The 15525-nt window shown below is 67.4% G+C and carries 17 protein-coding genes; 4 read left to right on the plus strand and 13 right to left on the minus strand.

Annotation, left to right across the window (positions count from 1 at the left end; translation table 11 throughout):
• Positions 1 to 39 precede the first annotated feature (39 nt).
• From ACM9HJ_RS11535 to ACM9HJ_RS11545, 3 genes are all read right to left on the minus strand, one after another.
• Complete coding sequence (locus ACM9HJ_RS11535) at positions 40 to 1899, minus strand: ribonucleoside-diphosphate reductase subunit alpha (protein WP_416571872.1); 1860 nt, start codon at positions 1897 to 1899, stop codon at positions 40 to 42.
• Positions 1900 to 2269: 370 nt separating this feature from the next.
• Positions 2270 to 2422 carry a hypothetical protein gene (locus ACM9HJ_RS11540; protein WP_416571873.1) on the minus strand — a complete coding sequence of 51 codons (153 nt, stop codon included), beginning with the start codon at positions 2420 to 2422 and terminating at the stop codon, positions 2270 to 2272.
• Complete coding sequence (locus ACM9HJ_RS11545) at positions 2401 to 2673, minus strand: PIN domain-containing protein (protein WP_416571874.1); 273 nt, start codon at positions 2671 to 2673, stop codon at positions 2401 to 2403. The genes ACM9HJ_RS11540 and ACM9HJ_RS11545 overlap by 22 nt, the downstream gene beginning before the upstream one ends.
• A 542-nt stretch (positions 2674 to 3215) precedes the next feature.
• Here ACM9HJ_RS11545 and ACM9HJ_RS11550 point away from each other — a divergent pair.
• The gene (locus tag ACM9HJ_RS11550) at positions 3216 to 4589 is read left to right on the plus strand and encodes a CRTAC1 family protein (RefSeq protein WP_416571875.1); all 1374 of its coding nucleotides are present in this window, start codon (positions 3216 to 3218) and stop codon (positions 4587 to 4589) included.
• Here ACM9HJ_RS11550 and ACM9HJ_RS11555 read toward each other — a convergent pair.
• A complete protein-coding gene (locus tag ACM9HJ_RS11555) occupies positions 4555 to 5406 on the minus strand; it encodes a hypothetical protein (RefSeq protein ID WP_416571876.1) in 852 nt (283 codons plus the stop codon). The genes ACM9HJ_RS11550 and ACM9HJ_RS11555 overlap by 35 nt on opposite strands.
• A 165-nt stretch (positions 5407 to 5571) precedes the next feature.
• Between ACM9HJ_RS11555 and dgcA the strand changes: the two genes are divergently transcribed.
• Positions 5572 to 6573 (plus strand): N-acetyl-D-Glu racemase DgcA, encoded by a 1002-nt coding sequence (gene dgcA / locus ACM9HJ_RS11560; protein WP_416571877.1) that lies wholly within the window; start codon positions 5572 to 5574, stop codon positions 6571 to 6573.
• A 3-nt stretch (positions 6574 to 6576) separates the two neighbouring features.
• Here the strand turns inward: dgcA and epmA are convergent, their stop codons facing one another.
• On the minus strand, positions 6577 to 7632 hold the full coding sequence (gene epmA, locus ACM9HJ_RS11565; protein WP_416571984.1) for an EF-P lysine aminoacylase EpmA: 1056 nt from the start codon (positions 7630 to 7632) through the stop codon (positions 6577 to 6579).
• A 65-nt stretch (positions 7633 to 7697) separates the two neighbouring features.
• Between epmA and ACM9HJ_RS11570 the strand changes: the two genes are divergently transcribed.
• On the plus strand, positions 7698 to 8666 hold the full coding sequence (locus ACM9HJ_RS11570; protein ID WP_416571878.1) for a lipid II:glycine glycyltransferase FemX: 969 nt from the start codon (positions 7698 to 7700) through the stop codon (positions 8664 to 8666).
• Between the two features lie 6 nt (positions 8667 to 8672).
• On the opposite strand, the gene ACM9HJ_RS11575 is transcribed toward ACM9HJ_RS11570, so the two are convergent.
• The 6 genes from ACM9HJ_RS11575 to ACM9HJ_RS11600 all read right to left on the minus strand — a co-directional run bounded on the left by ACM9HJ_RS11575 (position 8673) and on the right by ACM9HJ_RS11600 (position 13170).
• A complete protein-coding gene (locus tag ACM9HJ_RS11575) occupies positions 8673 to 9554 on the minus strand; it encodes a sigma-70 family RNA polymerase sigma factor (RefSeq protein WP_416571879.1) in 882 nt (293 codons plus the stop codon).
• On the minus strand, positions 9538 to 10002 hold the full coding sequence (locus ACM9HJ_RS11580) for a carboxymuconolactone decarboxylase family protein (RefSeq protein ID WP_416571880.1): 465 nt from the start codon (positions 10000 to 10002) through the stop codon (positions 9538 to 9540). Before ACM9HJ_RS11580 ends, ACM9HJ_RS11575 begins: the two co-directional genes overlap by 17 nt.
• Positions 10003 to 10289: 287 nt before the next feature.
• Entirely contained in the window at positions 10290 to 10784 is a 495-nt protein-coding gene (locus ACM9HJ_RS11585) for a DUF6265 family protein (protein WP_416571881.1), read from the minus strand.
• Between the two features lie 122 nt (positions 10785 to 10906).
• On the minus strand, positions 10907 to 11377 hold the full coding sequence (locus ACM9HJ_RS11590) for a DUF6265 family protein (RefSeq protein ID WP_416571882.1): 471 nt from the start codon (positions 11375 to 11377) through the stop codon (positions 10907 to 10909).
• A 42-nt stretch (positions 11378 to 11419) separates the two neighbouring features.
• Positions 11420 to 12016: a glutathione S-transferase family protein gene (locus ACM9HJ_RS11595; RefSeq protein ID WP_416571883.1), complete on the minus strand. Its 597-nt coding sequence runs from the start codon at positions 12014 to 12016 to the stop codon at positions 11420 to 11422.
• Positions 12013 to 13170, minus strand: coding sequence for a YbfB/YjiJ family MFS transporter (locus tag ACM9HJ_RS11600; protein ID WP_416571884.1), 1158 nt, complete (start codon positions 13168 to 13170; stop codon positions 12013 to 12015). Before ACM9HJ_RS11600 ends, ACM9HJ_RS11595 begins: the two co-directional genes overlap by 4 nt.
• Before the next feature lie 220 nt (positions 13171 to 13390).
• Here ACM9HJ_RS11600 and ACM9HJ_RS11605 point away from each other — a divergent pair, with 220 nt between their 5' ends.
• Entirely contained in the window at positions 13391 to 14266 is an 876-nt protein-coding gene (locus tag ACM9HJ_RS11605) for a LysR family transcriptional regulator (RefSeq protein WP_416571885.1), read from the plus strand.
• A 144-nt stretch (positions 14267 to 14410) separates the two neighbouring features.
• Here ACM9HJ_RS11605 and ACM9HJ_RS11610 read toward each other — a convergent pair whose 3' ends face one another.
• Positions 14411 to 14665 carry a hypothetical protein gene (locus ACM9HJ_RS11610; protein ID WP_416571886.1) on the minus strand — a complete coding sequence of 85 codons (255 nt, stop codon included), beginning with the start codon at positions 14663 to 14665 and terminating at the stop codon, positions 14411 to 14413.
• 165 nt (positions 14666 to 14830) lie between these two features.
• Positions 14831 to 15466, minus strand: a complete 636-nt coding sequence (locus ACM9HJ_RS11615) for a hypothetical protein (RefSeq protein WP_416571887.1) — start codon at positions 15464 to 15466, stop codon at positions 14831 to 14833.
• Between the last annotated feature and the right edge of the window lie 59 nt (positions 15467 to 15525).

Raw genomic sequence — 15525 nt, forward strand, 5'->3', positions numbered from 1 at the left:
TCGCTGCCCGCCTTTCCATCCCAACAGAAGCCCGACCGCTTACTGGCAGGCCAGGCATTCCTCATACTTGTTGGTCTCTGTCACCTGGGTGGCAGGCTTGGCCTTGCCGATCTCCTTGGTGGCGTTGCTCTCGGCGCGCTGCACGGACATGGAGCGCAGGTAGTACAGGCTCTTCACGCCCTTCTTCCAGGCCATCATGTGGATCTGGTGCAGGTCGCGCTTATGCACGTCGGCCGGCAGGAAGACGTTCAGCGACTGGCTCTGGCAGACGAACGGCGTGCGGTCGGCGGCATGTTCGATCAGCCAGCGCTGGTCCAGCTCGAACGCCGTCTTGAACACATCCTTCTCGTCCTGGGACAGGAAGTCCAGATGCTGGACGGAACCGCTGTTCAGCGTGATCTCCGACCAGGTGTCCTCGTCGTTGCGGCCCTTCTCCTCCAGCAGCTTGGCCAGATACGGGTTGCGCACCGAATGGCTGCCCGACAGGGTCTTGTGCGTATAGGCGTTGGCGGCCACCGGCTCGATACCGGGAGAGGCGCCACCGGTGATGATGGAGATCGACGCCGTCGGGGCGATGGCGATCTTGTTGGAGAAACGTTCCATCACGCCATATTCGGCGGCATCCGGGCAGGCGCCACGCTCATGCGCCAGCTTGACCGACGCGGCGTCGGCCTGACGCTTGATATGGGCGAACATGCGCTTGTTCCAGACCTTGGCCATCACGCCTTCGATCGGGATCATCTGGCTCTGCAGGAAGCTGTGGAAGCCCATGACGCCCAGGCCCACCGACCGCTCGCGCATGGCGGAATACTTGGCCTTGGCCATGTCATCCGGCGCCTTCTGGATGAAGTCGGTCATGACATTGTCCAGGAAGCGCATCGTGTCTTCGATGAAGGTCGGATGGTCCTGCCATTCCAGGAAGTTTTCCAGGTTGAGGGAAGACAGGCAGCAGACGGCGGTGCGCTGCTTGCCCCAGGGGTCCATGCCGGTGGGCAGCGTGATCTCGCTGCACAGGTTGGACATCTTCACCGTCAGGCCGGCCAGCTTGTGATGTTCCGGGATGGCCCGGTTCACATGGTCGATGAACAGCAGATAGGGCTCGCCCGTTTCCATGCGCGCCGTCAGGATGCGGATCCACAGGTCGCGCGCCTTGACGCGGCGCAGGATCTTGCCGTCCTTGGGGCTGGTCAGCGCCCATTCCTCGTCACCCTCGACCGCACGCATGAAGGCGTCGGGGATGGCGATGCCATGGTGCAGGTTCAGGGCCTTGCGGTTGGGATCACCACCCGTGGGGCGGCGCATCTCGATGAATTCCTCGATCTCCGGGTGGCTGACCGGCAGATAGCAGGCGGCGGAGCCACGGCGGAGCGAACCCTGGGAGATGGCGAGCGTGAGTGAGTCCATGACGCGGATGAAGGGGATGACGCCGCTGGTCTTGCCGCTGTCCTTCACCTGCTCGCCGATGGAGCGCAGGTTGCCCCAGTAGGAACCGATGCCGCCACCCTTGGCCGCCAGCCACACATTCTCGTTCCACAGGCCGACAATACCTTCCAGGCTGTCATTGGCCTCGTTCAGGAAGCAGGAGATGGGCAGGCCGCGGACGGTGCCGCCATTCGACAGGACCGGGGTGGCCGGCATGAACCAGAGGCGGGAGATATAGTCATACAGGCGCTGGGCATGCGCATGATCGTCGGAATAATAGCTGGCGACGCGGGCGAACAGGTCCTGATAGGTCTCCCCCGGCATCAGGTACCGGTCATCCAGCGTGGCCTTGCCGAACGCGGTCAGCAGTTCGTTGCGGGAGTGATCCACAGTGACCGGCGCATGTTTGCGCATCTGGATCTGGCCGAATAGGTCGGCACCCTGCGGATTCCACTCGTTCACTTCGCCATCGCGCATGACTTATCCCCGTTTTCCCCAGTGCCCCGGCTGTGGATAACTGCCCACAGAACACTACATGTTGTTGGCTAGGGGTCGGATCGTACCAAATCCCGTGTGGCCCACAAGGCGGAAAATTCCACCCTGTCCGTCATGAATAGGCTTGACGTCAGCTATTCCAAGGGGGCGCGACTGCGCAGTCGCGTCATGCGCCAAGCGCAGCTTGACGGATGCGCCACGGGCGACTAGCCGGCGGGTCGGGACCCGGAAATGCCGGAATTCCGGCCTGAACGGGGCTGGGCACTGCCGATCGGGGATTCGAGGTAACCCGATCACCCTATGACCTACTATATATGGTGGGTGTGACAGTTCGTCGGGCGGATGCGGCTCTTCAGTCGTGCAAGGCCAGGAATTCCCGAACCGACAGCACCCGCGCGCCGCCATAGTGGGATTCAATGAAGTCCCGCATGTCGCCCGTCAGGATCGCGTCGGCCTGTCCGGCGGTGGCCGTGAGGACATAGATCACATCCTTGGGATCGCGCATCCGGACGGGACCGCCAGGGCAGAGATGTCTATATCTTGCGTGCGTGCGGCAATTCCATCCACAAGCGAGCGAAGGCGCGCCCTTATCGGTTCGCTGAATTTACGGCGTGACGCTACCTGCCGGTATTCCTCACGGATTTCCCGACTGGTCAGTACATCATGTTCACCCAATGCGATGGTGACGGCTGCCCGGCTTGGGCCGTTCGTCAGGCCGGCGGAAATGATGACATTGCAGTCGATGACCAGCCGCAACAGCGACCCTGCTGTTCAGCCCGGTATTCCCGGATGGCCTCATTGGCCAGTTCCAGGGCTTCTTCTTCGGTCATCTTGTCATCGGGCGGGGGCAGGGGGTGCCGGGCCAACAGGTCGTTCAGCCATTTGGCCGTCTGTTCCCGTCCTTCACCAGCATAGCTCACCGCCACGCGCAGCCGCCGGCCGGGTTTGAAGCCGGCCTGCCGTGCGGCCTCGACCAGATCGTCAAGGGTGGTTTCCAGAACCTTCGCCTTGGGGGAACGCTCCCGTCCGCATCAGCCCCCATCCTCGCGCCGGCCCGCCCATCTGTCAAACGTCACAGTCCGCCACCTTGCCCGGTCCCCCGGTCCAGGCTATTCATTAACTCGTTCCGGTGCCGGGACGATGGCTGTACCCGTTTCCGGTGAGCCGGGAACGGGTTCGGCGGCGACCGCCGCCGCGCGGCACGTGCCGCGTGCCAGAGCCCACGGATGTGGGCGCCGGCGACTGAGGCCTGCTGATCGGTTACGATCAGCGGGAACGCTATTACGCGCGGGGGCCGGATGTTCATCGAATGCTCCAACCTGATCGCCGGCAACCTGCCCGCGCTGAACTACGGCGTCGCCGTTGCCGATATCGATGGCGACGGCCAGGATGAGATCATCATCGCCGGCTATGGTGGGCCCAACCGCGTGCTGAAATGGGGCGGGCAGGGGCTGGTGGACATCGCGCCGGCACTGATCGCCGATGACGGGCGCCGGGCCATCGGCCTTGCCTGCGGCGATATCGACGGGGATGGGCGCGAAGAAATCTATATCCTGAACAGCGACGGGTTCTCCGGTCCCAAGCAGGTGACCGACCGGCTGCTGGCCTGCTTCGGGGACCGCTGGATCGACCTGTTCGCCCTGTCGGAGAATTTCGCCGCCGCCAACCGTTTTGCCGGACGGTCCATCGCCGTCATCGACCGGGCGGGTACCGGCCGTTACGGCTTCATCGTGGCCAATTACGGCGGCCCGATGCGACTGTACGAGATGGGGGCGCGGGGCCGCATCGTCGATGTCGCGGACGAGGTGGGGCTGGATGCCATCACCGGTGGCCGCTCCCTGCTGGCGGCCCCCATCCTGGGCGACCGGCCCGACATCTTCGCGGGCAACGAGATCGGGCCCAACCTGTTCTTCCAGAACCAGGGCGACGGCCAGTTCGCGGAGATCGCGGATGCGCTGGGCCTGGGTGATACCGCCCAGCCGGCCCGCGGCATGGCCCTGGTCCAGGGCGAGAGCGGGTTCGACATCATGCTGGCCAATTGGGAGGGGCCGCATCGGCTGTTCCAGCATCGGGCCGGCGGCGGCTTCGCCGACATGGCGCCGCCGGAACTGGCCAAACCCTCGCGCGCCCGCACCGTCATTGCCGCCGATTTCGACAATGACGGGTATGAGGAGATCTTCATCAACAATCTGGGCGAACCCAACCGCCTGTTCGGCTGGCGCGAGGATCGCTGGACCCAGATCGATATCGGCGACGCGGCCCTGCCAAGCGGCTTCGGCACGGGCGCTGCGGTGGCCGACCTGGACGGGGACGGGCAGCTGGAACTGCTGGTGGCGCATGGCGAACAGGCGCCGCAGCCGCTGTCGCTGTTCATCGGGGAACCGCGGGGTCACCATTGGCTGCGCATCCGGCCGCTGACGGCGGCGGGCGCGCCGGCGCGCGGTGCGCTGGTGCGGCTATGGGCGGGGGACCGGATGCAGATGCGTTCCATCTGCGCCGGGTCGGGTTATCTGTGCCAGATGGAGCCGGTGGCCCATTTCGGGCTGGGTCGGGTGGAGAAGGTGGACAGGGTGGAGGTACGCTGGCCCGACGGCGCGGTGACCCGCATCGACGCGCCGGGCGCCTGCCGCACCCTGGTCATTCCTCATCCAGGCCAGAATCCCGGGCGCTGACGGGCGTCAGGCCAGGGCCGATGGCTACGCCATAGATGCGGGCCCAGAGCAGGGCGGTCATCGCCGTCACCAGCGGATGGGTGATGGACAGCACGATATTGGCCATGACCAGCAGCACGATGCTGCCATCCTGCACCCCCGTCAGCCAGAAGAAGGCGGCGGGCGCCTGCAAGGGCAGGTTCACCAGGATCAGGGCGAACAAAGGCGGCAGGCCGCCCAGATGCGATGTCGCCTTCCAGCTGGCGCCCATCACGAACTTGCCGTCCTGCACCACCGACCCGATGGCCGGCCCCAGCCGGGCCACAGGCCACAGGGTCATCAGCGTGATGACGATATAGGTGCTCAGGAAGAACCAGTCGGGCATGGCCGACGCCATGGCCGCCGCATCGGCCGGCCCCTGGCTGGGATTGGTGGCCAGTCGGTGGCCGGTGACGCTGGCCAGCAGGGTCATCACCACCGATGCCGGCAGGATGGAAGCCAGGCCCGACAGCAGCACCGTGGACAGCAATATCCCGCCCACGCGCCAGTTCCGCCCGTCGAACGGCATGTCCCAGAACTGGGCCTTGTCCTCTCCCAGCAGCAGGAACCGGCTCCAGCGCACGGTCCACACACCCAGGCCCCAGACCATGCCCAGCACGGACAGGAACAGCAGCAGCGTGCCGCCGCTGCCATCGCCCTGCGACCGGGTCATCTGGGCCAGGCCCAGCACGGCCAGCACCAGCGCCGGCGCGCCGGCGAAGCGCAGCACGCGGCCGGGGTCGGACAGGAGCAGCAGGTAGATCGCCAGTGATTCGCGCCAGGCGTCTCTGAAATTCATCGGGGACCCGGTTTTCCGCAAAGCGTGGGACGTTGGGGCAACGGTCTATCACATGGGGTGTTCCCGCGCGACCGCAATGGTGTGCTGTCGCGTCACGGGGGCCTTTCTTCGACAAGCCCCTGTCATTGCTGTAGAAAGACGGGCACGCCCCCGCCGGAGCCCCTGATGCCTTTCGCACCCGCACCAGCATCCATCCTGACCGTCCGCCAGGAGCGCTTTCCCATCCGCGGCACCTTCCGCATCTCGCGCGGTGCCAAGACGGAAGCGGCCGTGCTGGTGGCGGAGCTGCGCGACGCGGATGGGCATGTGGGGCGGGGCGAATGCGTGCCCTATACCCGCTATGGCGAAAGCGTCGACGGCGTGGCCGCCGCCATGGAAGCCATGGCCGGGGCGTTCGCGCGCGGTATGGGGCGCCGGGCATTGGCCAATGCCATGCCGGCCGGTGCCGCGCGCAACGCGCTGGACTGCGCGCTGTGGGACTTGGAAGCCAAACGCAGCGGCAAACCCGCCTGGGAACTGGCCGGGCTGGCGCCGCTGGAACCGGTGGTGACGGCCTTCACGCTCTCCATCGATACGCCTGACGTGATGGCCGATGCCGCCCGTGCCGTGGCCCGGCCGCTGCTGAAGCTGAAACTGGCCGGTGATGGCGGCGACCTGGACCGGGTGGCCGCCGTGCGCGAAGCCGCCCCCGGTAGCCGCCTGATCGTCGATGCCAATGAGGGCTGGAAACCCGATGACCTGGCCACCCTGCCCGACGCCTTCGCCCGGCTGGGCGTGGAGATGATCGAACAGCCGCTGCCCGCCGGGGCCGATGCGGTGCTGGACGGGTTCAGAAGCCCGGTGCGCCTGGGCGCCGATGAAAGCGCCCATGGGCTGGAGGGTCTGGAGCAGCTGGCCGGTCGCTATGACGTGGTCAACGTCAAGCTGGACAAGACCGGCGGTCTGACGGAGGCGCTGGCGGTCAAGGCGCGGGCCCAGGCTTTGGGTCTGGACGTCATGGTCGGCTGCATGGTGGCGACCTCGCTGTCCATGGCGCCGGCCCTGCTGCTGGCCCAGGGGGCGGATTATGTCGACCTGGACGGGCCGCTGCTGCTGGCCCGCGACCGGGAACCGGGGCTGGTCTATGAGGGCGCCTTGCTGCGGCCAACGGCGGGTGTGTGGGGCTGACGGCTACGCCACCACCACCGGCGCCCACAGCACATCATCGATCTTCTCCGCGCCCGCGATGATCATCGCCAGCCGGTCGAAGCCGAGCGCGATGCCGGCGCTGTCGGGCATCAGGGGCAGTGCCGCCAGGAACTCCTCGTCGATCGGGTAACGCTCGCCATAGAGCCGTTCCTTCTCCGCCATGTCCGCCTCGAACCGGGTGCGCTGGAGCACGGGATCGGTCAGTTCTCCGAAGGCATTGGCCAGCTCCACGCCGCAGCCATACAGCTCGAACCGTTCCGCCACGCGCGGGTCGTCCGGCTTGGGCCGGGCCAGGGCTGCCATGGAGATGGGATAGTCCGACAGGAAGGTGGGCACATCCATGCCCAGATGCGGTTCGATCCGGTCCAAACTGACGCGGAAGAACAGATCCTCCCAGGTGTCGTTCTCGGCCACGCGGATGCCGATGCGCGCCACTTCCGCCGCCAGCAAGGCGCGGTCGGGGCGCAGCGGATCGGGGGCGGTGGCCAGCAGGTCGATATCGGCATAGTGCAGAAACGCGTCCTGGACGCTCAGCACGCGCCAGTCGGCGAAAGGATCGCAGTCGATGCCCCGGAAGCGCAGCTTGTCCTTGCCGGCCGCGATGCAGGCGGCGCGGACCAGGGCGATGCAATCCTCCATCAGGTCGCGATATCCGGCACCTGCCCGGTACCATTCCAGCATGGCGAATTCCGGATGGTGCGTGCCCGACCGCTCCCCGTTGCGATAGACATGGGACAGCTGGAACAGCTTCGGCACACCCGCCGCCAGCAGCTTCTTCATGGTGAATTCGGGGCTGGTGTGCAGGTACAGGCGGCGGCGGTCATCGGGATGCGGGCCCACCAGATCGGTGGCGAACGCCATCAGATGCACCTCCAGACCGGGGGAGACCTGCAAAGCCGGCGTCTCCACCTCGTCGAACCCCTGATCCTCGAACCAGCGGCGCAGGGTCCGCATCACCGTCTGGCGCACGGCCAGATGGGCGCGCTTCTTCTGGAAATGGTCGGGATGCCACCAGGCGGGCAGGGCGTTACGGTGCATGATCACTCGACAGGAGACGGGCAAGACGGGCACTCTCGCCTTCCCCTCCGCGACTTTCAATCCCCATGACCGACCTCGACACCATCCCGCATCTGCGCATCGTCTGGGACGTGGGGCGCCTGTCCGAATGGGCAAGGCTGCTGGCCGAATGCGGGCAGAGCAGCCTGACCCAGGGCTTCGGCTACAACCAGGCCATGCTGACGGTGGAGGGGTGGAAGCCAAGGCTGGGCATCATCGAACTGTCGGACAAGCCCATTGGACTGGTGGTGATGAGCGAGCGGCGGCTGTTCAAGCTGATCCGCGTCGCCCGCCTGCACCGGGGACCGCTGTTGCGGCCGGAGGCGCGCAAGCCGGCGGTCTTCGCCATGGTGATGAAACTGATCCGCCGGGAATATCCCAGCGGCCCGCTGAACTGGACCGCCACCGTTCCGGAGTGGGAAGCCGGCGACGAAGCCGCCGCCATGATGCGCTGGGCCGGGTTCCGGCGCGACAAGGGTGCCGGATACCGCACCATATGGCTGGACCTGCGCCGGACGGAGGCGGAGCTGCGCGCCGGCCTGGCCCAGAAATGGCGCAACGCCCTGAACCAGGCCGAACGGGCCGGGCTGACGGTGGAGGTCGATCGCGACGGCAAACAGCAACTGGCCTGGCTGCTGGAACAGTATCAGCAGGACAAGGCGGAGAAACGCTATCGCGGCCCCTCGGCCAAGCTGGTCCTGCGTATGCGCACCGGCATGTACAAGGATGGCGACATCGTGCTGATCCGTGCTGTCAAGGACGGGGTGCCGGTGGCCGGCATTCTTGTTCTGGGACATGGAAAATCATCCACATACCAGATCGGTTGGTCGAGCGCCGCCGGCCGTGCGGCGCGGGCACACAATCTGCTGCTCTGGCGGGCGATTTCAGAACTGAAGGCGCAAGGCCGGGAATGGTTCGACCTGGGCGGCGTCCTGCCCGATGAAGCACCCGGCGTGACATCGTTCAAGCGCGGCATGGGTGGGGAAGAGGTGGAACTGGTGGGGGCGTGGCGGTAACGCGGCTCACGCATTCCCCGCCAGCCCCACCAGATGGCGCAGCTTGTCCGGGTTGCGGGTGATATAGACGGCGACGATGCGGTCGCCATCGATGACCAGGGCCGTGCTCTGCACCTCGCCATCGCTGGCCAGCGTGACATAGCCGGGCAGGCCGTCGATCAGACCGCGCCACAGGACGGGCGGCATCACATGATCATGCTTCCTTGCCAGGCCGGTGAAGAAGCGGGCCACCTTGTCCTGGGTCAGGACGGGGTTCATCACGGCGATGCGCTTGCCGCCGCCATCGGCATAGAGCACCACATCCGCCGCCAGCAGCCCGCGCAGGCCCGACAGGTCGCCATTATGGGCGGCGGCCAGGAAGGCGTCGGCGATTTCCCGCCCCCGGTCGGGCGTCACGGGGAAGCGGGGCCGCGCGGCGCGCACATGGGTGCGGGCGCGTGACGCCAGTTGCCGGCATGCCGCCTCGTCCCGGTCCAGGGCCGCCGCCACCGCCTCGAACGGCTGGCCGAACACGTCATGCAGCAGGAAGGCGGCACGTTCCAGCGGCGACAGGCGTTCCAGGGCCAGCATCAGGGCCATGGTCACCTCCTCCCCCTGTTCCAGGCTGTCGTCGGGATCGATGATGGGCTCCGGCAGCCAGGGGCCGATATAGGTCTCGTGGCGCGCACGGGCGGAGCGCATCTGGTCCAGGCACAGCCGGCTGACCAGCCGGACCAGATAGGCATCCCCATCCATCACGCCCGCATGGTCCACCCCGGCCCAGCGCAGCCAGGCCTCCTGCACCATGTCCTCGGCCTCCGCCTGTGATCCCAGCATGCGATAGGCGATGCGGGACAGGCGGGGGCGCAGGCGGGTGAAGGTGGCAAGGGCCTCAGGCGGCAGTGACACGGACCTTGGCTTTCGGATGCTGCGACCGGAAGCCGATGGCGAAGCGGTTCCAGGCATTGATGGTGGTGATGGCCAGCGTCAGCTTCACCTGTTCCTCCGGCGTGAATTGCGCCTGCAGGGCGGCGTAATCCTCATCCGGGGCGCCGGTCTGGGCGACATTGGTCAGTGCTTCCGTCCAGGCCAGCGCCGCACGCTCCCGGTCGGTATAGAGCGACGATTCCCGCCAGGCGTCCAGCAGATACAGCCGCTCCTCCGTCTCGCCATGGGCGCGGGCGTCCTTGGTGTGCATATGGATGCAATAGGCGCAGCGGTTGATCTGGGAAGCGCGCGTCTTCACCAGTTCCATCAGGCTGTGCTCCAGGCCGCAATTCTCGACCTTGGCGCTCAGGTCCAGCATGGCCTGGATGGTTTCGGGGGCGGCGGCATAGAAATTCAAACGCGCGGTCATGGAAGTCTCCGTTTCTGATCATCGCGGCCCCCGAGGGTGGGGCCTTCGATAACCAGGACGGGACGCCATGGCCGCGTGTGACATGGTCGGTGAAAATTTTTTTGGGAGAGAGGTGCGAGGCTTTCCACAAGCACTACCGTCACCCCGGCGGAAGCCGGGGCCCAGGCGCAGAGCGGTGTCTGCCGCGATATGAGTCATATCGGCGCTGACCGCGCCTCACGCTGGATCCCGGCTTGCGCCGGGATGACGGTGGAGCGGGCGGCGCCAGAAGCAGATATCAACCCGCCTCAGGGCGCGTCACCCGCCCGCTTCCAGGTCCAGCGGAAGCGGCGGACGCCACCATTGCCGTCGGGGCCTTCCAGGGCCGCCACGACGTTGCCGCCATAACGGTTGAAGACAATGCGCTGCGGATAGCCATGTTCGGTATTGGCGAACACAGCCATGTTGTTCCCGGACTCGATCAGCGTATAGGGAATGACCTCACGGCTGCCCAGCGGCTGGCCGTAATAGATCACACTGCCGTCGGGCTGGGCCACGATGCGCATGAATTCGGTGTCGGCGCCGCGGCTGGGCGACATGGACCGGCGCATGCCCAGCATCACCCCGTCACCGGGCTTCATGAAATGCTGTTCGGTGCGGGTCGGCCCCTCGCGGCCCACCCACTGGCCCGACAGCCAGAGCAGGGATTTCAGCGGGTCGTTGCTGGCATGGCCGGCCTGGGGCAGGGCCAGGATCAGGCCCAGCAGCAGGACGGACAGGCGGGGCACAGAGAAGGTGGACATGGGACGCTCCTCCGTATGGTTTTGTTTTAACCATGCTACGCCCTAATTGTCCGCGCGTCCCCGATGGCGGTGATTTTGACGATTTTGCAGCAGTCCTTATAGGGAACAAACCCGTTCCCGCGTCACGGCGCCTCGCCGGCCCGCCGCCAGGACCAGCCGAAGCGTTTCACCGCCCCGTCCTTGCCCGGTCCCTCGATCGTCGCCGTCAGGCTGTCATCCGTGCGGCGATAGGTGATTTTCTGTGGAAAATCATGGGACGGGTTGGCGAAAACGGCCAGGCCGGGGGCGGATTCCACCAGCGGGAAGCTGGCCGGTGCCTGGCCCATCGGGTGGGCGTGATAGGCCAGCTTGCCGTCGCTGCCGGGGGCGATGCGGATGAATTCCACCTCCGGTACCTTGCCCGGCCGCACCGTCCGGCTCATGCCCACGATCACGCCGCCGGCGGGGCGCATATAATGCTCCTCCATGCGCTTGCCCCCTTCCTCTCCCAGCCATTGTCCGGACAGCCAGGAGAGATCTTCCACGGTCGCTTCCGCCGCCCAGGCGGGCGTGGTCAGGAACAGCAGTACGGACAGGATCGGCAGGCGGCGCATGGGGGTGTCCTTCCTTGAAGCGGAAGGGCCCAGCATAGGCGATCAGCGCGGGTCCGTCGCGCGCAGCGATGGCCGGTCGATCACGGAGGCGAACCAGGATGCCAGCGCCGGATGCCCGTCGCGCCAGGCGATGCCCGGATGGCGGAAATCCAGGTAATCCAGGGCGCATGCCACCGACAGGCTACCCAGCCCGAACCCTTCCGCCTCCAGTTCCTTCACCGATGCCTCCAGTGCCGGCAGGGTGCGGGCGACGGCCGCCTTCTGCCGGGTGACCCAGCCGGGCGATTGCTCCCCGGCCGGCCGGCGCCCCTCGATCACGGCGCTGAAGGCGGCATCCAGCAGACCCTGGGCCAGGGCCGACAGGCGCAAGGACCGCCAGCGGTCGGGCCCGCCGTCCGGCAACAGGCGCCGGCCGGGCAGTGTTGCGTCCAGATAGTCGGCGATGGCCCAGCTTTCGCCCAGGCTCCAGCCCTCATCCGTCACCAGCGCCGGCACCTTGCCCGACGGCACGGCCGCCTGCAGGTCCGCGGGGTCGATCCAGGGATCCAGGGTCACCACGTCCAGTGCGGCCCCCTTCTCATGCGCCAGCGCCAGCACCTTGCGCGCATAGGGAGAGGTCTTGGCGATATAGAGCTTCATTTGGTCGTCTCCTTCTTTAACAGAACCTGGCCCGCCAGCCCGGCCAGCGCACCCAGCGCCAGCACGGCGGCGCCGGCCGCGAACAGGGGGCGGTGGCTGCCGGTGGTGGTGAACAGGGCGGTCAGGGCATAGCCACCGCCCGCCTGCAACAGGGCGAAGATGGCGGTCATCCGGCCCCAGGCCGCCGTGTGCCCGGTGGCCCCCGCCAATTGCCCGGCCACACCCGACGCCAGCGCCACGCAGCCGGGCGTCAGGGCGCCGACGGTGAAGGCGGACAGGCCCAGCGGCAGCGGGGCCGAGGACAACAGCGGCAGCGCCACGGCCACGGCCTTCACCGCCAGCGCCAGGGTCAATGCCGGCGCGAAACCGATCAGCCGGGCCAGGCGGGAGACCAGCAGCGGCCCGGCCACGGCCCCCAGCCCGAACACGAACCAATAGGCACCGCCCATGGCCAGCCCCTGGCCCAGCCCGCGCGCCACATAATCGGACAGGAACAAAGTGTGCGGGATGAAGCCCATGCCGTCGGTGGCATAGGCCAGCGTGAACAGCCAGAGCGGCCAGGAGCGCTTGGCGCCTGCCGCGGCTGCCGCCAGCGGGCGCCCGGTCGGCGGCCATTGCGCCCAGGCCCAGCCCGTCACCGCCAGGGACAGCACGCCCAGCCCCGCCCAGGCGATGGATGCCCCGTGTCCGGCCAGCCAGGGCAGCAAGGTGCCGCTGACCATCACCCCGGCGCCGATGCCGGAAAACACGATGCCGGCCACCAGCGGCTTCTTCTCCACCGGCACTTGCGCCATCAGGGTGGGGGCGGCCAGGATCATCAGCATGGCGCCGCCCACCCCCGCCAGGAAGCGCCAGACGCCCAGCCAGACCAGCCCGAAATTCCAGGCGCAGGCCAGCAGGGAGACCGCCACCACCAGCATGGCGGCGCGCAGCACGGGTACCGGGCCCAGCACACGGCCGGTGCGGGCGGCTGTGACGGCGCCCAGCAGATATCCGGTCAGGTTGGCGGCCCCCAGCAGGGCGCCGCCGGCCGCATCCACCCAGCCCTCGCCGATCAGGGCCGGCAGCAGCGGGGTATAGGCGAAACGGCCCAGTCCCACGCCCAGCAGCGTTCCCGCCAGCCCCGCCATCGCCAACCGCCAGACCCCGGCCATGACCCGCTCCGTTCATCAGGAATAGAGCGGCTTTCCTCGTGTCTGGAAAGCCGCTCCGGCGGCGACGGCCGCCGCGGCGCCCATGCGCCGTGAAGCCAAGCCGCGGATGCGGCGCCGGCGCTTGAGGAAAACACGATCTAACGAAGGTGCCACGGGATTGACATCATGAAAAATGAAATGTCAGGATAAGAGATATCGTCTTTCTTGATGGGTTCGGGCCATGGACAGCACCGATCTTTCCTTCTTCCTGGCGGTGGTGGAGGAGGGCGGGGTGACGGCCGCCGCGCGGCGGCTGAACTGCGTGCAATCCAACGTCACGGCGCGCATCCGTTCGCTGGAGGCGACGCTGGGCGTGCCCTTGTTCCACCGCAACGGGCGCGGCGTGGTGCCGACGCGGGCGGGCGAGCAATTGCTGCCCCATGCGCGGCAGGTGGCGGCGGCCCTGCGCGCGGCGCGCGACAGCCTGTGGGATCTGCTGAACCCCGACCGGCCGGCCGGACAATTGGCCATCGGCAGCATGGAGACGACGGCGGCCTGCCGCCTGCCGCCCGTGCTGGCCGCCTATCACACGGCCTTTCCCAATGTGGAGTTGAGCCTGCGCACGGGCGGCACCGGGGTGCTGGTGGAGGACGTGCTGGCCTACCGGCTGGACGCGGCCCTGGTGGGCGGCCCCATCGACCATCCCGACCTGGTGGCCGCCGATGCCGGGGTGGAACGGATGGTGGTGGTGACGGCGCCGGGCGCGGACTGGCCGGGGCTGCTGTCGCGGCCGGGCCTGTCGGCCCTGTGCTTCCGGCGCGGCTGCGCCTATCGCGAGCGACTGGAAAGCCTGCTGGCCGGGCTGGGCGTACGCCAGCCGCGCCTGCAGGAATTCGGCACGCTGGAAGGGATCATCGGCGGGGTGGCGGCGGGGATCGGCATTTCCCTGCTGCCGCTGGCCGCGGTGGAACGCTCGCCCCTGCGGTCAGCGCTGGGCGTGCAGGCGGCACCGGAGCCTTGGGCCGTGGCGCCGACGCAATTGATTCACCGCCGCGATGCGGTGATGACGGCGGCGCTGGCCCGCTTCATCGAACATGCGCGGTTGGGCTGGGCATAGTGATTTGCATTATGCAATCATTGCTTAATGCAATTTCCTGCATCCTCCCTCAATCGCCGGGCGCCCACATCCGTGGGCTTGGCTTGCGGCGCACGCGCGCCGGGCCGGCAGTCGCCGGCCTTCAGCGGCATGTATGCCGCTGGGTTACCAGACCAGGGAGACGGCCGGGCGATAGGGGGCCTGTTCGAACATGCCGTTGATCAGACCCTGAAGCTGCAGGCGCGCGCCTTCCGGCTCGTTCGACGGCACGGTGGCCTTGGACAGGGCCGCGATATGGAAGCCGCTGCCACGCAGCCGCTTCAAGGTGGCGCGGGCGTCATCCGCGCGCGACGGATGGATGGCGGCCACGGTGGCCACCCCCTGCGGTGGGCGGACAATGAACAGGCCGAACTCGGTCATGGGAACCCCCCTATGCCAAAGGATAGGGGGGCAAAAGCAATCAGGATGCCAAGTGGCACCCTATCCGGAAGGGGTAGATTTGCCGGCGACTGCCGGCCCGGCGCACATGCGCTCGTCAAGCCCAGCCACCGGATGGCGGCGCCCGGCTTCTCGAGGGCGTAATGACTATTGCGTCGCCCAGGCGCGCATCGGGCCTTCCGCCTGATCCATGAATTCGGGCAAGGAGACGAAGCCGTCGCTGTTCTTGTCCATCATCCCGTGGCGCCGCGTCGCCTCGGTCCGCAACTCGTCCAGCGTCACGCGGAAATCGGCGTTGCTGTCGGCCGACATCACCGGATCGATGCCCATGCGATAGTCGGGCCGGCCGCGCCCATCGGTGCGGGCCGTCGCGGCCTCGTCCGGGGTCATGTCGATGCGGCCGGGGCGCAGGCGACGGCCGCTGTCGGCCGGCGGCGCGTGGGTGGGCAGGCTGACGCGGTAATTTGTCAGCTCGTAGGAGGTGATGAAGCCGTCACCATTCAGATCATAGAGCGGGAAGACGCGGGCCGCTTCCGCCGTGAATTCGGCCAGCGACAGCCTGCCGTCGTGGTCGGTGTCGGTGCGGGCGAACCAGTCGCGCATGGTGGCCAGATATTGCTCCGCCTCGCGCGTCGGCGCGCCCAGCGGTTCACCCAGGGGACTGACGGCGCTGAAGCGGATACCGGGGCGGGTCTTGTCGGGCCCCCCACCGCAGGATGCCAGAGCCAGGCACAATCCTGCCAGAGCCAGCCCATATGCCGCCCGCCATCCGTAATTCCGCATCCGCCGCTCCGTCCGCTACCCGTTCCTGATTAGCCCGGTCGGCGCATCGGTGCCAGCAC

It is taken from the genome of Niveispirillum sp. KHB5.9 (assembly GCF_048066115.1).
Taxonomy (GTDB): domain Bacteria; phylum Pseudomonadota; class Alphaproteobacteria; order Azospirillales; family Azospirillaceae; genus Niveispirillum.

Excerpts from the sequence above, each read along its gene's own strand:
- ACM9HJ_RS11535 (WP_416571872.1), bottom strand. The coding sequence starts at position 1,899 with ATGCGCGATGGCGAAGTGAACGAGTGGAATCCGCAGGGTGCCGACCTA.
- ACM9HJ_RS11540 (WP_416571873.1), bottom strand. The coding sequence starts at position 2,422 with ATGCGCGATCCCAAGGATGTGATCTATGTCCTCACGGCCACCGCCGGA.
- ACM9HJ_RS11550 (WP_416571875.1), top strand. The coding sequence starts at position 3,216 with ATGTTCATCGAATGCTCCAACCTGATCGCCGGCAACCTGCCCGCGCTG.
- ACM9HJ_RS11555 (WP_416571876.1), bottom strand. The coding sequence starts at position 5,406 with ATGAATTTCAGAGACGCCTGGCGCGAATCACTGGCGATCTACCTGCTG.
- dgcA (WP_416571877.1), top strand. The coding sequence starts at position 5,572 with ATGCCTTTCGCACCCGCACCAGCATCCATCCTGACCGTCCGCCAGGAG.
- epmA (WP_416571984.1), bottom strand. The coding sequence starts at position 7,632 with ATGCACCGTAACGCCCTGCCCGCCTGGTGGCATCCCGACCATTTCCAG.
- ACM9HJ_RS11570 (WP_416571878.1), top strand. The coding sequence starts at position 7,698 with ATGACCGACCTCGACACCATCCCGCATCTGCGCATCGTCTGGGACGTG.
- ACM9HJ_RS11580 (WP_416571880.1), bottom strand. The coding sequence starts at position 10,002 with ATGACCGCGCGTTTGAATTTCTATGCCGCCGCCCCCGAAACCATCCAG.
- ACM9HJ_RS11585 (WP_416571881.1), bottom strand. The coding sequence starts at position 10,784 with ATGTCCACCTTCTCTGTGCCCCGCCTGTCCGTCCTGCTGCTGGGCCTG.
- ACM9HJ_RS11590 (WP_416571882.1), bottom strand. The coding sequence starts at position 11,377 with ATGCGCCGCCTGCCGATCCTGTCCGTACTGCTGTTCCTGACCACGCCC.
- ACM9HJ_RS11595 (WP_416571883.1), bottom strand. The coding sequence starts at position 12,016 with ATGAAGCTCTATATCGCCAAGACCTCTCCCTATGCGCGCAAGGTGCTG.
- ACM9HJ_RS11600 (WP_416571884.1), bottom strand. The coding sequence starts at position 13,170 with ATGGCCGGGGTCTGGCGGTTGGCGATGGCGGGGCTGGCGGGAACGCTG.
- ACM9HJ_RS11605 (WP_416571885.1), top strand. The coding sequence starts at position 13,391 with ATGGACAGCACCGATCTTTCCTTCTTCCTGGCGGTGGTGGAGGAGGGC.
- ACM9HJ_RS11610 (WP_416571886.1), bottom strand. The coding sequence starts at position 14,665 with ATGACCGAGTTCGGCCTGTTCATTGTCCGCCCACCGCAGGGGGTGGCC.
- ACM9HJ_RS11615 (WP_416571887.1), bottom strand. The coding sequence starts at position 15,466 with ATGCGGAATTACGGATGGCGGGCGGCATATGGGCTGGCTCTGGCAGGA.